At 65.3% G+C, this 14,278-nt stretch carries 17 protein-coding genes, 1 tRNA gene and 1 pseudogene; 11 read left to right on the top strand and 8 right to left on the bottom strand.

The window, feature by feature from the left end:
• The first annotated feature begins 43 nt into the window (after positions 1–43).
• Both C493_RS01415 and C493_RS01410 read left to right on the top strand, forming a co-directional pair.
• Positions 44–1,312, top strand: a complete 1,269-nt coding sequence (locus tag C493_RS01415) for a M20 family metallopeptidase (RefSeq protein WP_007257603.1) — start codon at positions 44–46, stop codon at positions 1,310–1,312.
• A gap of 103 nt (positions 1,313–1,415) precedes the next feature.
• Positions 1,416–1,880 carry a hypothetical protein gene (locus C493_RS01410; RefSeq protein WP_007257602.1) on the top strand — a complete coding sequence of 155 codons (465 nt, stop codon included), beginning with the start codon at positions 1,416–1,418 and terminating at the stop codon, positions 1,878–1,880.
• On the opposite strand, the pseudogene C493_RS24180 reads toward C493_RS01410, so the two are convergent.
• Positions 1,813–1,983: pseudogene (locus C493_RS24180) on the bottom strand (hypothetical protein); the annotation flags it as partial. The gene C493_RS01410 and the pseudogene C493_RS24180 sit on opposite strands and share 68 nt — an antisense overlap.
• Before the next feature lie 150 nt (positions 1,984–2,133).
• Positions 2,134–2,316: a DUF7501 family protein gene (locus tag C493_RS01405; RefSeq protein ID WP_007257601.1), complete on the bottom strand. Its 183-nt coding sequence runs from the start codon at positions 2,314–2,316 to the stop codon at positions 2,134–2,136.
• A 229-nt stretch (positions 2,317–2,545) separates the two neighbouring features.
• Here C493_RS01405 and C493_RS01400 point away from each other — a divergent pair, with 229 nt between their 5' ends.
• From C493_RS01400 to C493_RS01395, 3 genes are all read left to right on the top strand, one after another.
• Positions 2,546–3,766, top strand: a complete 1,221-nt coding sequence (locus C493_RS01400) for an MFS transporter (protein WP_049889069.1) — start codon at positions 2,546–2,548, stop codon at positions 3,764–3,766.
• A 63-nt stretch (positions 3,767–3,829) separates the two neighbouring features.
• Entirely contained in the window at positions 3,830–3,961 is a 132-nt protein-coding gene (locus tag C493_RS22490) for a rubrerythrin-like domain-containing protein (RefSeq protein WP_007257599.1), read from the top strand.
• A 74-nt stretch (positions 3,962–4,035) separates the two neighbouring features.
• Entirely contained in the window at positions 4,036–4,407 is a 372-nt protein-coding gene (locus tag C493_RS01395; RefSeq protein WP_007257598.1) for a cupin domain-containing protein, read from the top strand.
• An 18-nt stretch (positions 4,408–4,425) separates the two neighbouring features.
• On the opposite strand, the gene C493_RS01390 is transcribed toward C493_RS01395, so the two are convergent.
• Positions 4,426–4,707 (bottom strand): hypothetical protein, encoded by a 282-nt coding sequence (locus tag C493_RS01390; protein WP_152421074.1) that lies wholly within the window; start codon positions 4,705–4,707, stop codon positions 4,426–4,428.
• 170 nt (positions 4,708–4,877) lie between these two features.
• Between C493_RS01390 and C493_RS01385 the strand changes: the two genes are divergently transcribed.
• Positions 4,878–5,354 carry a dCTP deaminase gene (locus C493_RS01385; RefSeq protein WP_086009947.1) on the top strand — a complete coding sequence of 159 codons (477 nt, stop codon included), beginning with the start codon at positions 4,878–4,880 and terminating at the stop codon, positions 5,352–5,354.
• 171 nt (positions 5,355–5,525) lie between these two features.
• On the opposite strand, the gene C493_RS01380 is transcribed toward C493_RS01385, so the two are convergent.
• The 4 genes from C493_RS01380 to C493_RS01365 all read right to left on the bottom strand — a co-directional run bounded on the left by C493_RS01380 (position 5,526) and on the right by C493_RS01365 (position 9,459).
• Positions 5,526–6,374, bottom strand: coding sequence for a DUF7344 domain-containing protein (locus C493_RS01380; RefSeq protein ID WP_007257595.1), 849 nt, complete (start codon positions 6,372–6,374; stop codon positions 5,526–5,528).
• A 132-nt stretch (positions 6,375–6,506) separates the two neighbouring features.
• Entirely contained in the window at positions 6,507–7,307 is an 801-nt protein-coding gene (locus C493_RS01375; RefSeq protein ID WP_007257594.1) for an enoyl-CoA hydratase-related protein, read from the bottom strand.
• Complete coding sequence (locus C493_RS01370) at positions 7,307–8,890, bottom strand: long-chain-fatty-acid--CoA ligase (protein WP_007257593.1); 1,584 nt, start codon at positions 8,888–8,890, stop codon at positions 7,307–7,309. Before C493_RS01370 ends, C493_RS01375 begins: the two co-directional genes overlap by 1 nt.
• 191 nt (positions 8,891–9,081) lie before the next feature.
• On the bottom strand, positions 9,082–9,459 hold the full coding sequence (locus C493_RS01365; RefSeq protein WP_007257592.1) for a VOC family protein: 378 nt from the start codon (positions 9,457–9,459) through the stop codon (positions 9,082–9,084).
• Positions 9,460–9,609: 150 nt separating this feature from the next.
• On the opposite strand from C493_RS01365, the gene C493_RS01360 reads away from it, so the two are divergent.
• The 3 genes from C493_RS01360 to C493_RS01350 all read left to right on the top strand — a co-directional run bounded on the left by C493_RS01360 (position 9,610) and on the right by C493_RS01350 (position 12,951).
• Complete coding sequence (locus C493_RS01360; RefSeq protein WP_007257591.1) at positions 9,610–10,233, top strand: universal stress protein; 624 nt, start codon at positions 9,610–9,612, stop codon at positions 10,231–10,233.
• A gap of 261 nt (positions 10,234–10,494) precedes the next feature.
• Entirely contained in the window at positions 10,495–11,853 is a 1,359-nt protein-coding gene (locus tag C493_RS01355; protein ID WP_193787887.1) for a hypothetical protein, read from the top strand.
• Positions 11,854–12,276: 423 nt separating this feature from the next.
• The gene (locus C493_RS01350) at positions 12,277–12,951 is read left to right on the top strand and encodes a uracil-DNA glycosylase (RefSeq protein WP_007257589.1); all 675 of its coding nucleotides are present in this window, start codon (positions 12,277–12,279) and stop codon (positions 12,949–12,951) included.
• A gap of 36 nt (positions 12,952–12,987) precedes the next feature.
• Here the strand turns inward: C493_RS01350 and C493_RS01345 are convergent, their stop codons facing one another.
• Positions 12,988–13,224, bottom strand: a complete 237-nt coding sequence (locus C493_RS01345; protein ID WP_007257588.1) for a hypothetical protein — start codon at positions 13,222–13,224, stop codon at positions 12,988–12,990.
• Positions 13,225–13,330: 106 nt separating this feature from the next.
• Here C493_RS01345 and C493_RS01340 point away from each other — a divergent pair, with 106 nt between their 5' ends.
• Both C493_RS01340 and C493_RS01335 read left to right on the top strand, forming a co-directional pair.
• Complete coding sequence (locus C493_RS01340; protein ID WP_007257587.1) at positions 13,331–14,122, top strand: glycosyltransferase family protein; 792 nt, start codon at positions 13,331–13,333, stop codon at positions 14,120–14,122.
• Positions 14,123–14,178: 56 nt separating this feature from the next.
• Positions 14,179–14,262, top strand: a tRNA-Ser gene (locus tag C493_RS01335).
• Positions 14,263–14,278: the final 16 nt, after the last annotated feature.

The following is a 14,278-nucleotide window of genomic DNA, read 5'->3' as shown; positions in this document are numbered from 1 at the left end:
TGCCGGCCGAACCCCCATCCGACTGGCGCTCGACGAGTCACATATGGACGCCCGCGAATCGGCGTCGGTCGATCCGGTACTGTCGTCTCTGCAATCCGACCCGCGAGAATTACTCGAGACGACGCGGCGGATTCTGGCCGCGGACACACGAAACCCGCCCGGGAACACGCGGGTGCTGATCGACCGACTCGCAGACGAGCTCGCGTCGCTCGGATTCGACTGCGAGCGCTTCGCCGTCGATCCGATGAAACCGAACCTCGTCGCGACGCTGCCGGGAGCCAGCGACTTCACGCTCCTCTACAACGGACACGTGGATACGGTCCCGTTCGACGCCACCCAGTGGACGTACGATCCGCTCGGCGAGGTCGTCGACGATCGCCTCTACGGCCGCGGCGCGACGGACATGAAAGGCGCCATCGGCGCGATGGTCCAGGCCGCTCGCGCGTACGCCCGTACCGGAACCGAGCCCCCGGTGACGCTCCAGTTTGCGCTGGTGAGCGACGAAGAAGTCTGGGGGGAGATCGGACTGAGCGAGCGACTGGAGGGCGACCGTCTGGATCCCGACGCCTGCGTCGTCGGCGAGGCGACCGGACGGCCCGACGTCAACTCGATCGCGGTCGGCGATCGAACCTACGTCTGGCCCGTGATGGAGTACGCGGGCCGGGCCGCCCACGGATCGCGGCCGATGCTCGGCGAGAACGCGATCGACGGGCTCTACGAGGCGCTGCGGGCGTGTCGCCGCAGCCTCCGCGAGTTCGACGTGCCGACCGCCGAGATCGACGACGCGGTCCTTGACGAGAGCGTCGCCTACTACGCCCACCACCTGGACGAGGAGGCGGCCGCGGCGCTGTTTCACTCGCCGACGGTCAACCTCGGACGATTCAGCGGCGGCGACGCGGTCAACACCGTTCCCTCGAGCGCGCGAGCCGAACTCGACGTCCGCGTTCTGCCCTCGGTCGATCCCGAACGGCTCGTCGCGCGGCTTCGCGACTGTCTCGGCGCCCAGGAGAGCGCGACGCTGACCGATATCTCGTGGAACGAGGGGTCGTACACGGAGCCGGAGACGACGATCGTCCGCGCGATGAGCACCGTCGTCGACGACGTCGTACCGACGCCGGTCTATCGGCGGTTCGCGACGGGCAGCAGCGACGCGCAGGTGTTCCGAGCGGCCGGCGTCCCGACCGTCGAGTTCGCGACGGGGACGGGAACGGCCCACGCGATCGACGAGTACACGACCGTCGACAAACTCGTGCAAAACGCCCTGATCTACGCTCGGCTTCCGTTCGTGGTCGATCGCATCCGGGGCGACTGACGGGAGGCGGGAGTCAGGGGACGGGCACGACCGACAGCGACGGTCGACCACCGGCGATCCCGAGGTGGGAATTCTTATCCGCCGACCTGCCCTACGTTCGTCCATGACACTCGAGGTCGAACCCCCCGAGCCGCCGGAACTGGACTTCGTCGACCCGAACGAGTACGACGACGCGACGATCAGCGCCGAGGGCGACGTCGACTACCGTCGCGAGGAGTTACAGGCGTTCCTCGAGGAAGGCGCCTGGGAGGAGGCGTTCGAGGAGTGGCGGGCGGACACCGATCTCGAGGAGCGAGAGTACGAGATCACCCGCGATCTCGATCTCTTCGCCGGCTTCGACTTCTTCTGGGACGATTTCGCCGACAGAGTCGGCTATCACGCGCCGGGAATTCCGGAAGACTGGCAGGAACGGGAGTACCACCCCGGATTGGACACCTGGGGAACCGTGTCCTCGATCAACGCCGAACTCACGGAGTTCGGACAGGTCGTCTCGGTCGTCCTCAAAGACGAGTATATCGACTGGGAGGCCGAGTACGAACCGCCGGAGGATCTGCCGGATTTCGACTGACCGCGAGCGACGCTGTCCGCATCTCCCTATTCTCTGGCGGCCACGATGTTACACGTACCCGCCCGCCACAGTTCGGACACGACGAGAGTGTCTCGTTCGTCTCCCGATGACCGCAGTCGTGACACTCGTAGTACGAACGCGACGGCCGTTCGTCCCAGCAACTGCTGGAAAACGACCGGCTCTCGAGCGGTGAAAACGACGCAACGAAGACGCGATGAGCGAATCCGAATCGATCGAACTCGAGGAACGCCGCTCAGCCCGCCCACTCGCCGGTGATGTCGCCGGCGATATTCTGTCGCCACTGTTCGAAGCCGGCCTCGCAGTCGGCGTTGTCGTCGATGTGGTCGACGAACCCGGCACCCGGTGAGTCGAGTTCGTCGCCACAGAACGGACACGTGATCGGGTCGGACCAGTTTGTCGTCGTATTGACTGCCATTCGTGCCCAGATCTATCAGGAACGATCATATAGGTTTAACCGGTTAAGATCTATTATAATTAGTATGTGGTATAACCACACAGTTACGCGCTGACGACGCGCTCGAGACGCAACGCGAGATCGCACTACACCGTGACGGAGCGGGATACGAGAGATGAAACGCGAGGTCATCGACGGCCGAATCGGTGGCTATTCCGCCGTTCGGTCGCGTACCACTCGACGGTTCGAGATGTCCACTCGAGAGATGCCCGGTCGGCTCGTCCGGTACGACGTGCTCCTCGTGACGGCGGCGATCTGGTTTCTGGCGAAGTTCCTTCGGTACGCGTTTCCGCCGCTGTTCGACGCCTTTCAGACGAGCTACGGCGTCTCCAACGCCGCGCTCGGGGCGGCGTTTACCGGGTTCATGCTCGTCTACGCGGCGATGCAGTTTCCCTCCGGCGTGCTCGCGGATCGGTTCGGATCGGTCGTCGTCGTCACCGCCGGCGCGCTCGTTGCGGGCGTGGCCGCGCTCGCGCTCGTCGTCGACTCGCCGTTTCCCGTCCTCGTCGCCGCGATGCTCGTCATGGGCGCTGGCACCGGCGCGCACAAGACCGTCGCCGTGCGACTGCTCTCTCGAGCGTACCCCTCGCGGACGGGGCGAGCGCTCGGCGTCCTCGACACCTTCGGCGCCTTCGGCGGCGTGGTCGCACCGGCCGCGATCGTCGCCGTCGCCGGGGTCTCCTACGCTTTCGGCGCGAGCTGGCGGCTCATCTTTCTCGTCGCCGGCGCGGTGGCGATCGTCCTCGCCGTCGCGTTCCGACTGCTGGTTCCCCGACGCGTTCCCGACGAGACGACCGGTGACGCCGCCACCGGCGCCGCATCCGCCGCCGGCATCGCACAGTACGCGACGCTGTTTCGCGACCGTCGGTTCGCCCTCTTCGCGCTCCTGACGGTGCTGTTTTCGTTCACCTACAACGGGTTCGTCGCGTTCGCTCCGCTGTATCTCACCCAGGAAGCCGGGTTGACCGACGCCACCGCCGGCTTGCTCTACAGCGCGCTCTTTCTCGCGAGTCTGGTCCAGCTCGTAACCGGCGACCTCAGCGATCGGGTCGGTCGCCTGACGCTGGTCGTCGGAACGCTCGGCCTCGCGTCGGTCGCCCTGATCTCGTTCGTCGCGCTGACCGGAACAGCCGGCCCGATCACCCTCGGCGCCGCGCTGGTCGCCGTCGGGATCGGCGCCCACGGCTTTCGACCGGTCAGAGGCGCCTACCTGGCGTCGGCGATTCCCGACGACGTCACCGGCGGCGGACTCGGCGTCGTTCGAACGCTGCTGATGGGCGCGGGCGCGGTCGCCCCCGCCATCGTCGGAACCCTCTCTGAAATCGTCGGCTTCCGACCCGCGTTCGGCTTGCTCGCGGCGTCGATCGTCGCCGCGACCGCGCTGGGCGTCGTCCTTCGGCTCGTCGAGTGAACGCGCAGCGCCGAACCGTTTACCGCGGAAAGAGTTAACACGCATCAAGTATGATGATGACATATGACACTTGCCGAGCCACTCGAGTACGAATGCGTCACCTGTGATCACCGGGAGACGGTCATGGACGCGATGGTCGGTACCTGCCGGCGCTGCGGGGGCGAGATGCGCAACGTCGAGCCGATTCACGGGTAGCGAGCGACGGAGTACGGGCCACCACTGCGAGCGACGACCTCGGTTTTTTGCCGCCGTTCGTTGAACCCCGGCGTATGTACTCGCTGACCGATATCGACGCCGTCGAGCCGCGCGAACTCGAGGACGAAGCGCCGACGCTGCTCCCGATCGGACTGGAACTTCAGCCCGACGAGATGCGCCCGAGCGTCTGGGAGTACGCGAAGGGCGAGGAAAACGCCTACCACCGCCAGGGCGAACAGGAGGAACTGTACGTCGTCCTCGAGGGTACCGTCGACGTGACCGTCGAACGCGAGAACGAGCGCGACGTCGTCGAACTCACTCGCGGGGACGTCCTCGTGGTGCCGCCGGAGTCGTGGCGCCAGCTTCGGGCCGTCGAGGAGAGCCGCGTTCTGGTCGTCGGCGCACCGAACGTCAAAGACGACGGGATTCGGCAGGACGAAACGTAAGCGGTCGGGTCCCGGCCATCATCGACTGACGGCGACGGCGAGCAAGAGGAGTCCGCACACCACCGCAGCCGCGCCGATTGCCACCTCGCCGGCCAATACGAGCGTTCCGCCGGCGACGGGCGCGGTGAGCGTCGATCGATCGGGTTCGGCGTCGAGCGTCTCGAGGTCGTCGACGCGCTCGAGTGTGTCGTCGAGCTTCGATTCGAGTTCACGTGATCTGTCGTCAATGCGCTGGTATTCGGCTCGAATCGGTCGGAGCCGGCGGTAGTCGATCGGTTGCCGAGCCGGAACCGCAGACACAGTCGCCACCGGCTCGAGGGCGGGCCCTTCGGGGGACAGCGGCAAACACCGGAGCAGTTGCGTCTCGGACGGGAACGACGCGAGAGAGAGAGACGACACTCCGTACGAATCGCTCAGTCGGACGCTCGAGGACACGTTTTTTGCTCCTCGAAACCGTCAGTTGGACCGAAATGTCCGCCACGAATCCGCTCGCCGAGGTGGTCGACAACCTCGTGTACGAACCGGTACAGGTCCACGAACACGGGATCGATCTCACCGTCAGCGCGGTCTACGAGGTTGCCGGCCCCGGTCGGCTCGACTTCGGCGGTGACGAACTCGAGGACGCCGACCTCGAGCCGGTGGCGACCGAACTCCGGAACCCAGACGACGAGTACGGCTGGTGGGACCTCGAGGGCGGCCAGTACGTCCTCCAGCACAACGAGTTTCTGACGGATCCCGCGGAGCCGATTCGGCTACAGCCTCGAAACGAACTGCTCGCCCGAGGCGGCTCTCACCCCTCGCTGATGGTCGCGTCACATCTGCCGTTGATTCCGCTATCGGTCGCCGACGGCGGACTTCGGCTCAAGGAAAACGCGCGCGTCTCGACGCTGGTTTCGCCGCCGGATGGCTCGTCACAGCACGGATCGGCCCACCCGCCGGATAGTTGATCGAGCCGTCGGCGGTCGACGGTTGACGCCCGAACCAAGCGTTCTCTCGTCCGACGAAGCGTAATTTCTTCGCCAGTCGTACGTGATATTCGATAGTTCTCTATAGATTCGGGGTCGTGGCTCGTATGATAGAGGCGTTCGTCACTTCGGAACGACCCTCTCGAGCGAGGATTATCCCTCGAAGGGGAGGTCGTCGAGAAACTCGTCGCTCTGGTAATCGAGGTGGTCGAGCCGTGGTCCCAGCAGCTCGCGGACGAGGACGACCAGCGGATTAGCCGCGCCCTCGCCGACCATCGCGACCTCGGTCCGTGATCCGTCTCGATCCTCGTCCCAGAGGCCGACGAGGGCCTTCTCGCGGTCGGCGACGATGAGTCGACTCACTTTCGGATACTCCGACTGCGGGTACAGCCAGTCGAACTGCGGGTCCCAGACCGTCGCCCTCGGAAGCTCCTCCCGGAAGAACGTCCGCGCGTCCTTGCTCTTCGTTCCGGCGTAGAACTCGACGCCGCGGTCGATGGCGTGTTCGGCGTGTGGCAAGCAGGCATCGTCGAGCAAATCCGAAGAGGCGTAGATCAGGAAGAGCTCGTCGTCGGCGTCGTCAGCCAGCTCGCGCCCGTACTCGTAGGCCTGTTCGCGGCCCTCTACGAGCTGAATCGGATCGTCGGCTGACCGACCGCGGTTTTGAAACCGGGCGAGCAGGTCGCCGAGGGCGTCGACGTCCACCCAGTCGGCGTCGACCGTCGTCCGCCCGCCGCGGCGAACGACGTTTTCGGTGCGATCGTACTCGAGCAGGTCGACTTCATCGAGTTTCGGGAGGTGTTTGTGATGCAGCGATATGATCACCCGCTCGAGGGAGTCGTCGCCGGCGGTAACTCCCAGGCTGCCGTCGTCCCGTGAAACGAGTCGTTCTGCGAGCTCTTCGACGAGGAGTCCGTGGGTCGAATCTTCGAGGACGGTGAGGATCGCTCGATTGGTCGCGTCGGTGAGCAACCGAACGATCTCCTCCTCACGTGAATCCATTGTCAGTACTCTCTCGTGGGGGCGATTTAAGCGGCCGGCATCGATTCAAAACGGGACTGTTCGAATTGTAGTATAGCGCTAACGTCGATGACAGTCCGGAAACGATCGGTTCGATCCGAGTGAGCGGACCGCTTACCGACCGTCGAACTCGGGATCGCGGTCCTCGAGGAAGGCGTTGACGCCCTCCGCGTGGTCTGCGGTCTCGAAGACGATCCCCTGGGCGACCGCCTCGTCGGTCAGGGCCTGCTCGAGGGATTTGTCGAGGCCTTCGCCGACCAGCCGGTTGGCGTGGCGCAGCGCGATCGGCGGGCCGGAGACGACCGTCTCGACGAACTCGTCGACCTTCTCGTCGAACTCGTCGTCGTCGTAGACGTGGTTGACCAGGCCGAGTTCCGTCGCGCGGTCGGTGCCGAAGATCTCGCCGGTCAGGACGAGTTCTTTGGCGACGTTTTCGCCGACGATCCGGGGCAGCAGGTAGGAGGTGCCGGCGTCGACGCTCAGGCCGACCTGTCGGAAGACGAAGCCGAAGGCAGCCGACTCGCTGGCCAGCTGGACGTCACAGGCGATCGCGAGGTTCGCACCCGCGCCGACGGCAGGGCCGTCGATCGCCGCGATCGTCGGAATCGGGAAATCGACCAGTCGGGTCATCAATTCGTTCGTCGAGCGCTCGAGGCGGCGAACCCGTTCGTCGGCGGGAACGTCGTCTTCGATGGCCTCGATCATCCGCTCGATGTCGCCGCCGGCCGAGAACGATCCGCCGGAGCCCTCGATGACGACGCAGCGGGCGTCGCTGCCCTCGATCTCGTCTAACGCTTCGGTGATACCCGCACTGATTTCCGCGGAGAGGGCGTTTCGCCGGTCGGGTTGGTTGAGCGTGATCGTCGCCGGGCCGTCCGCTTCGATCTCGAGGAGGACGGCGTCGCCGAGGGCCATTATTCGGCCACCTCCGAGTCGTCGTCATCGCCCTCGCGGAGCTTGAACTTCTGGACCTTGCCCGTCGTCGTGCGTGGCAGTTCCTCGACGAACTCGACCTCGCGGGGATGTTTGTACTCCGCGAGGTTGGTCAGGCAGTACTCCTTGATCTCGTCTTCGGTGACGTCGGCGTCCGGCGTGGGGACGATGAACGCCTTGACGGTCTCGCCGCGGCGTTCGTCGGGAATGCCCGCGACGGCGGCGTCGGCGACGGCCTCGTGTTCGAAGAGCAACTCCTCGACTTCACGCGGGTAGACGTTGTAGCCGCCGGTGACGATCATGTGCTTCTCGCGGTCGACGACGTAGAAGAAGCCGTCCTCGTCGCGGTAGCCGATGTCGCCGGTGTGGAACCAGCGCGTGCCGTCTTCCTCGGTGAAGGCCTCCTCGTTGGCCTCGGGCAGTCCGTAGTACCCCGTCATCACGTTCGGGCCGGAGACGACGATTTCGCCGGTAATGTCGTGGAGATCCGCTTCCTCCTCGTCGATGGGGCCTTCCTCGATCGGGTCGACCGCCTCGAACTCCTCCGTGACGACCTTCGACTCGACGCCGGGAACGGTCTTGCCGATGCTGCCGACGCGCCGGCCCTCGATCGGGCTGTTGAAGTGCGTGATCGGGCTCGTTTCAGTCAGCCCGTATCCTTCGTAGACCTTCGGTTCGTACAGCTCCTCGAACTTGCGCAGGACTTCGACCGGAATGCCAGAGCCGCCGACGCCACAGAGCCGGACCGACGAGAGGTCGAACTCCTCGGCGTTCGGCTGGTTGATCACGTCGTTGTACATCGCCGGCACGCCGTGCATGATGGTCAACTCCTCGTCTTCGATGAGCGAGACCGCCTGCTGGGCGTCCCACTCCGGCAGCGGATAGAACGCGCCGCCGTTGAACAGCGAGGCGTTCATCACGACTGTCATCCCGTAGATGTGAAACAGCGGGAGCACGCCGAGCGATTTGTCGTCGGGTCGGATTCCGTCCGGAATCAGCTTCGACGCCGCGTTCGCGTTCGACGCGAGGTTCCCGTGGGTCAACTGGACGCCCTTTGGCTGTCCGGTCGTCCCGGACGTGTAGGGCTGGACGGCGATGTCGTCGTCCGCTCGATCGACGACGTCCGGATCGGCCGGCTCGAGGAACTCCTCGAGCGCGGTGGCGCCGTCGGCGTCCCCATCGACGCTGACGACGTGTTCGACGCTCGTCTCGTCCTGTACTTCCGTGACGAACGGAACGAGATCGGACAGCGTGACGACCACCTTCGCCTCGCTGTCGGAGAGCAGGTGCCCGATCTCGCGGGCCTTGTACTGCGGGTTCATCGGGACGACGACCCCACCGACGCGAAGCGTCCCGTGGAAGGCGATCAGAAACGGCGGGACGTTCGGGAGATAGATCGCTACCCGATCGTCGGCACCCACACCGCGTTCCTCGAGTGCGGCGGCGAACGCACCCGTCTGTCCCCAGAACTCCTCGTAGCTCGTTTCGGATCCCTGATATCCGATCGCGGTATTCTCGCCGTATTCCTCAACGGCGGCCGCGAGATTTGTGACAAGATTTGTCATACTCCGTGCGATATGTTTGCGTGTACCGTAAAAAAGATTGTCAAAGACCGAGCCGGCTGCCGATTTTCGGGCCGTCGTCGTCGAGGCCCCTCCGAGCCTGGTCGCGTCGCTGTAACGACTCTCTCGGTCCGGCGGTCCCAGCCTGCAGCTGCACCGGGACGTCACGTCGGACGTCGGTACAGCCGACCGTTTCACTCGAGCGGCGAGAATAGCTCCACTTCGTACCCGTCCGGATCCTCGACGAACGCGGCGCGGGCGTTCGCGGGTTCGATCGTCGTCGGCTCGCCGGCGACCGACGGATCGACCGCTTCGACGAGCGCGTCGAACGTTTCGTCGACATCGTCGACACGGATGGCGAGGTGAACGATTCCCGCAGGATCGACGTCGTCGGCGTCGGGGTCGGAGACGAACTGCAACTCGGTATCGAGATCGTCGCCAGTCACGTAGTAGTTGTGGACCCCCGATTCAGTCTGAAAATCCTGACTGTACTCGAGGCCGAGGCCCTCCTCGTAGAACTCGCGGGTCGCTTCGAGATCCGAGACTCGAATCGCGGTGTGCTGGACGTCCATACGAACGGATTCGATCCGACGCGGATAAAGCGTTCCCTCGGTCGCGGTCGGCCCGAGCGACGGCCACACCCCGAGCAACCGCGCCGTCCGTCCCGGCCACCCAACTGTTGGCTCAGGATATATGAGTTCGCACTCCTAACGACCGCTAGGATGTACCAGGACGTACTCGTTCCGACGGACGGAAGCGACGGGACCCGACAGTCGATCACCCACGGTCTGACGATCGCCGAGCAGTTCGGCGGGACCGTTCACGCGCTGTCGGTCGTTCCCGAGGGGCCGCTCGGAACGCTCCAGAGCGACGCCGCGATCGACGTCGCGGACCGTGCGGTCACGCGCGTCGAAACCGAAGCCGTTCGGGCGGGCGTTCCCGTGCAAACGACGGTCGAAACGGGCGTTCCCCACGAAGAAATCATCGCCTACGCCGACGAGTACGATATCGATATGATCGTCATGGGAACGCAGGGCCGGACGGGTCTCGATCGCGTGCTCGTCGGGAGCGTCACGGAACGGATCGTTCGGATGGCCGACGTTCCCGTGGTCACCGTCCGCCTCAGCGAAGACGTCCGCATCGAAGACGCCGACGAGGCCGAACGCATCGCTCGAGAAGCCCTCGCCGCAGACGAGGGACTCGAGCCCGACGACCCCGTTCTCATCGACGCACCACATCGAACCAGCGCTTCCTGGATCGTCCCCCTCGAACTCGACGCGGCCGACGTTCACGTCCACGTCGACGCGTTGACCGGAGACGCCAGAATTGCGAGACGGAACGAGTGAGCGTCGCCGTCCCGTCGGTGACGGAGACAGTATCAGTTCGGTGCCGGTCGGATTCCCGACGTGTAGCCTCGGAGTAGTGACGGTCGGCGGCGCCGTCTTTCGGTTCGATTTAGCCGTGTTAACCGGAGCCAACAGTCCTGTAGTCTCCACCATCCGATCTGCCGGAGTGCTCATGTATTCACAATAGCTAATTTGTGAGAACAACGGTAGGGCGGACTTTTCATCGATTTCGCCGCAGTGACCGTTACGAGTGAACGACACGTGAACAGGCGCACACTTCTTCGAGGGGTCGCAATCGGTAGTATCGTCCCGGCGACGGCAGCCGGAACCGCGGTCGGATCGACGCGTCGGCAAGAGACGCCCGCCGACGCACAGACAGCTGACGACGCTGGCGCGGATGCCGGCGACGGCGCCGGTGCCACCGTCGAAATCGTCGACGTCCCGGAGACGGTCGTCGGTGGCGCACTCCTCCAATGGACCGTCGAGTTGACGAACGACACCGACGAAACAATTACGACGACGGTCGAGTACACCGTCGACGGCGAGCCGGCCGGCGCCGTCACGGTGACACTCGAGCCCGGTGAGTCGGAACAGCCGTTCGCGAGCGGGCGTCGAACCGAACCGGTCGCGACGGAAGAGACGCTCGAGCTTCGCGCGGAAACCGAGACGGACGCCGATACGGCGACGGTGACGGTGCTTCCGGCCGAGGAGATCGATCCGGAACTGACGTTTCCCGACCCGCAACTCACCGTCGAACCCGACACCACGGTTCATTTCGAGGTCGGCGCCATCGACCCCGATCCCGACATCTTCCAGGAGACGGCCTGGTGGGTCGACGGCGAGTTCGTCGGCGACTCGCTCACCCCGTGGCAAGGCGAGTACTACGCCGAGCAAAACGCCCACTACTGGCAGGAGACGTTCGCGGAACCGGGCACCTACGAGGTCGTCGCCGGCGTCACCGTCGACGACGAGCAGTACCGCACGAGCTGGACCGTAACCGTCGAGGCCGGCGGGCTCGCCGATCCCGTCATCGACGCCGCCCGCCCGGCCCCGGGCGTCCTCGAGGTCGGCACCGACGCGTCGCTCGACCTCGAGATCGACGTCACCGATCCCGACGGGAACCTCGATCGCGTCGTCTGGTGGCTCACGCAGGCGGACGTCATCCTCGGCGTGAGCGACGTCGCCGGCGCGTCGGATACCGCGACGCTCTCGGTCGACGGCGGACTCTGTCACACCTGCGCGATCGTCCCCTGGGTGATCACCGGCGACGGAACGTTTACGAGCGATAGCGTCTGGATCATCGACGATCCCGAACTCGACGCCCCCGATGTCGACGACGACGATATCAGCTTCCGCGACGACGAACCGGCACCGGACGATCCGGGCGTGGAGCCGGACCCCGAGCCCGACGAGCCGGACGTAAAGGAGGAGCCCGAGCCAAAACCGACTCGAGACGAAAAACCAGATCCGAACGGGAAGCCGGTTCGAGACAAGAAGTCGAATCAGAACGGGAAGCCGAACCGAGACGGGAACGCGGACCGGAGCGAGAAACCGACTCAGAACGGAACATCGACTCGAAGCGGAAACGAGACTGCCGACGACTGCGGCTGTCACAACTGACTGACTCGACCGCCCGGACGCCTCGAGTCGAGTCGACCCGATCCGGTCCGGCCGATCTGACTGCACCCGTTTTTTGGCGGTGAGTCTCGAGCGCTCGAGCGCAGATCGGCGGTGAGAGTGTGCTGTTAGCAGTACTCAAACCCAACATACTTGGGGAGTAGAGCTTTCAGAATAACCGACGTTCTCTTCGATGACGAGGGTGGAACACCAGTCGTTGCCAGAGGGGGGTTCCGGCTCTGAGACAGCAACCCTCGTCGTTCCAACGTCGGCCTTTTCGGCTGACTTTTAACCGTTCCCCGTCGGTCCGCGTCGTTTCTGATCCCCGTACGAGCTGAGCGAATTGCTTACCACCGCTTGTAGCCGCACCGATCAGCCGCCGCTCGTAGCCGCGGCGTTTTTCCCCGTCTACCGCGAGACTCGAGTGTGGACGCGAATCAGCGATCGCGATCGAACCCGTACGGGATGGACGAGGCGTGTCGGAACTGCCCGGCGCTCTGTGAGACGCGCACGCAGGTGGTCCACGGCTACGGAGACGTCGCCGCCGACTTCCTGTTCGTCGGCGAGCGACCGACGCCGAGCGCGGACGAGCGTGGAGTTCCCTTCGCGGCACCGAAGACGGAGACGGAATCGGAGTCAGAGTCAGAGTCAGAGCCGGAGTCGGGAACCACGCTCCGGCGCATCCTCGAGCGACTGGGGCTTTGCGATTCGACGTCGCCGGCTGACGAACCCGCCGTCGAGAACGTCTACCTGACGAACCTCACGCGGTGTCGCGACCCCGTTCGGCGACCGACCGACGAGGAGATCGGCAACTGCGAGCCCTATCTCAACGCCGAGATCCGGATGATCAACCCCGAAATCCTGATTCCGGTCGGCGAGCGGGCGCTGTCCGAACTCGGCGTCGAGTACACGACGACGCCGGCCGAGGAGCTCTCGTTGCCGGCCGACCACGGCCGGCGGATCCGGGGCCGCGGCTTCGAACTCGTGCCGATGATCGACCCGCGCGAGCAGACCGACGATCAGACCCAGGCGTGGCTCGAGGCGTTCGTCGATCTGATGGCGTCGGACTATCGACAGACGAAGGGGCGCCAGGAACGGTAGCTGAACGTCGGTGCTGTCGCGGCGTAGCCGCCGTGGTTACCAGTACGGCCCCTCACGCCATTGCTTGGAGCGGGCGCCCGAGGCCGCGAGCGCGACGACGACGACGGCCGTCACGGCGAAGACGCCGAGCGACGGCGCGAGGTACTCCGACCCGTCGCCGGCGAAGCCGTCGACGGCCGCCCACAGACCGAGAACCGCGAGGGCGACGATACTCAACACGCCGAGCAGTCCCACCGAACCGGGAACCGATCGCGAGACGGTTTGTTCGTCCATACTCCGTCCTGTACGTTCCATCACTATAATTCACCCGAGTCGCGTCGGCGTTCGAATCGACTGCCGAAAGCGCCGCGTTCAAGGACCGTGCCGGCCGAGTACTGGTATGATCGTCGTCGTTCCGGTCGATCCGCCCCGCGAGGGGCTCGTGTTGCCGTCGCTCGTCGACGAATCGTCGCTCTCGCCCGCGGAGGCCGTCTCCCTCTACGAGGCCGCCGTCGCCGACGTGCTCCGAGCCGTCGCCTCGAGCGGCGGCGACCTGCTGATCAACTACCGCGACGGGGAGACGGTGCCGGACGAGTACGTCGACGGCGGTGCGGATCCGGAGGCCGAAATCCGCTCGCTGGCCGTCGACGCGCTCGGGAAAATCACCGAGGTCAGTGCCGAAAGCGACGGCGAAGGCGGCGCCGACGGCGACGGCGTCCGGTTCGAACGACAGGTCGGTTCGACGCGCTCCGCGCGGGTGGGAAACACCGTCACCCACCTGCTCGAGCGCGAAGACGCGACCAGCGTCGGCGTCCTCGAGCCGACGGCGCCGCTGGTCCGACGCACCGAAATCGACGGCGCCGCGATGTCCCTTCGGCGCAACGACGTGGTACTCGGACCGTCGACGGAGGGGGAAACCTACCTCGCGGGCTTTGCAGCGCCCGTCGACTTCACGGACGCGTACACGACGCCCCGTGTGGCCACGCTGGCTGACCGCGCGGCCGAGGCGGAGCTGGGGACCGGCTTCGCCCCGATGATGCCGTCGATCGAAACCCCTGCCGGGTTTCGGGCAACGATCGCGATGCTCGAGGCGCGAGCGGCCGCCGAAACGCCGGGCGGCGAGGCCACGGCTGCGGTGATCGACGACCTGGGACTCAGCGTCGGTCCAGACGGCTCGCTCGAGCGAGCATAACGCACTCCGAGACAGACCGATAACCCTTTTTGAACGGACGGAAAAGAGAGTGATGCGGTGGGGTAGCGAAGCGGCCCAACGCGCCTGCCTTGAGAGCAGGTGGCTGTCAAGCCTCAGGGGTTCGAATCCCCTCCCCACCGTTTTTGCGACGAACAA

The sequence above is a fragment of the Natronolimnohabitans innermongolicus JCM 12255 genome, assembly GCF_000337215.1.
Taxonomy (GTDB): Archaea; Halobacteriota; Halobacteria; order Halobacteriales; family Natrialbaceae; genus Natronolimnohabitans; species Natronolimnohabitans innermongolicus.
The sequence above is the reverse complement of the archived record's forward strand: the minus strand, read 5'-3'. Positions and strand labels throughout refer to the sequence as shown.

Excerpts from the sequence above, each read along its gene's own strand:
- C493_RS01380 (WP_007257595.1), bottom strand. The coding sequence starts at position 6,374 with ATGGATTCACGTGAGGAGGAGATCGTTCGGTTGCTCACCGACGCGACC.
- C493_RS01405 (WP_007257601.1), bottom strand. The coding sequence starts at position 2,316 with ATGGCAGTCAATACGACGACAAACTGGTCCGACCCGATCACGTGTCCG.
- C493_RS01375 (WP_007257594.1), bottom strand. The coding sequence starts at position 7,307 with ATGGCCCTCGGCGACGCCGTCCTCCTCGAGATCGAAGCGGACGGCCCG.
- C493_RS01345 (WP_007257588.1), bottom strand. The coding sequence starts at position 13,224 with ATGGACGAACAAACCGTCTCGCGATCGGTTCCCGGTTCGGTGGGACTG.
- C493_RS01415 (WP_007257603.1), top strand. The coding sequence starts at position 44 with ATGGACGCCCGCGAATCGGCGTCGGTCGATCCGGTACTGTCGTCTCTG.
- C493_RS01340 (WP_007257587.1), top strand. The coding sequence starts at position 13,331 with ATGATCGTCGTCGTTCCGGTCGATCCGCCCCGCGAGGGGCTCGTGTTG.
- C493_RS01365 (WP_007257592.1), bottom strand. The coding sequence starts at position 9,459 with ATGGACGTCCAGCACACCGCGATTCGAGTCTCGGATCTCGAAGCGACC.
- C493_RS01360 (WP_007257591.1), top strand. The coding sequence starts at position 9,610 with ATGTACCAGGACGTACTCGTTCCGACGGACGGAAGCGACGGGACCCGA.
- C493_RS01400 (WP_049889069.1), top strand. The coding sequence starts at position 2,546 with ATGTCCACTCGAGAGATGCCCGGTCGGCTCGTCCGGTACGACGTGCTC.
- C493_RS01410 (WP_007257602.1), top strand. The coding sequence starts at position 1,416 with ATGACACTCGAGGTCGAACCCCCCGAGCCGCCGGAACTGGACTTCGTC.
- C493_RS22490 (WP_007257599.1), top strand. The coding sequence starts at position 3,830 with ATGACACTTGCCGAGCCACTCGAGTACGAATGCGTCACCTGTGATCAC.
- C493_RS01370 (WP_007257593.1), bottom strand. The coding sequence starts at position 8,890 with ATGACAAATCTTGTCACAAATCTCGCGGCCGCCGTTGAGGAATACGGC.
- C493_RS01385 (WP_086009947.1), top strand. The coding sequence starts at position 4,878 with ATGTCCGCCACGAATCCGCTCGCCGAGGTGGTCGACAACCTCGTGTAC.
- C493_RS01395 (WP_007257598.1), top strand. The coding sequence starts at position 4,036 with ATGTACTCGCTGACCGATATCGACGCCGTCGAGCCGCGCGAACTCGAG.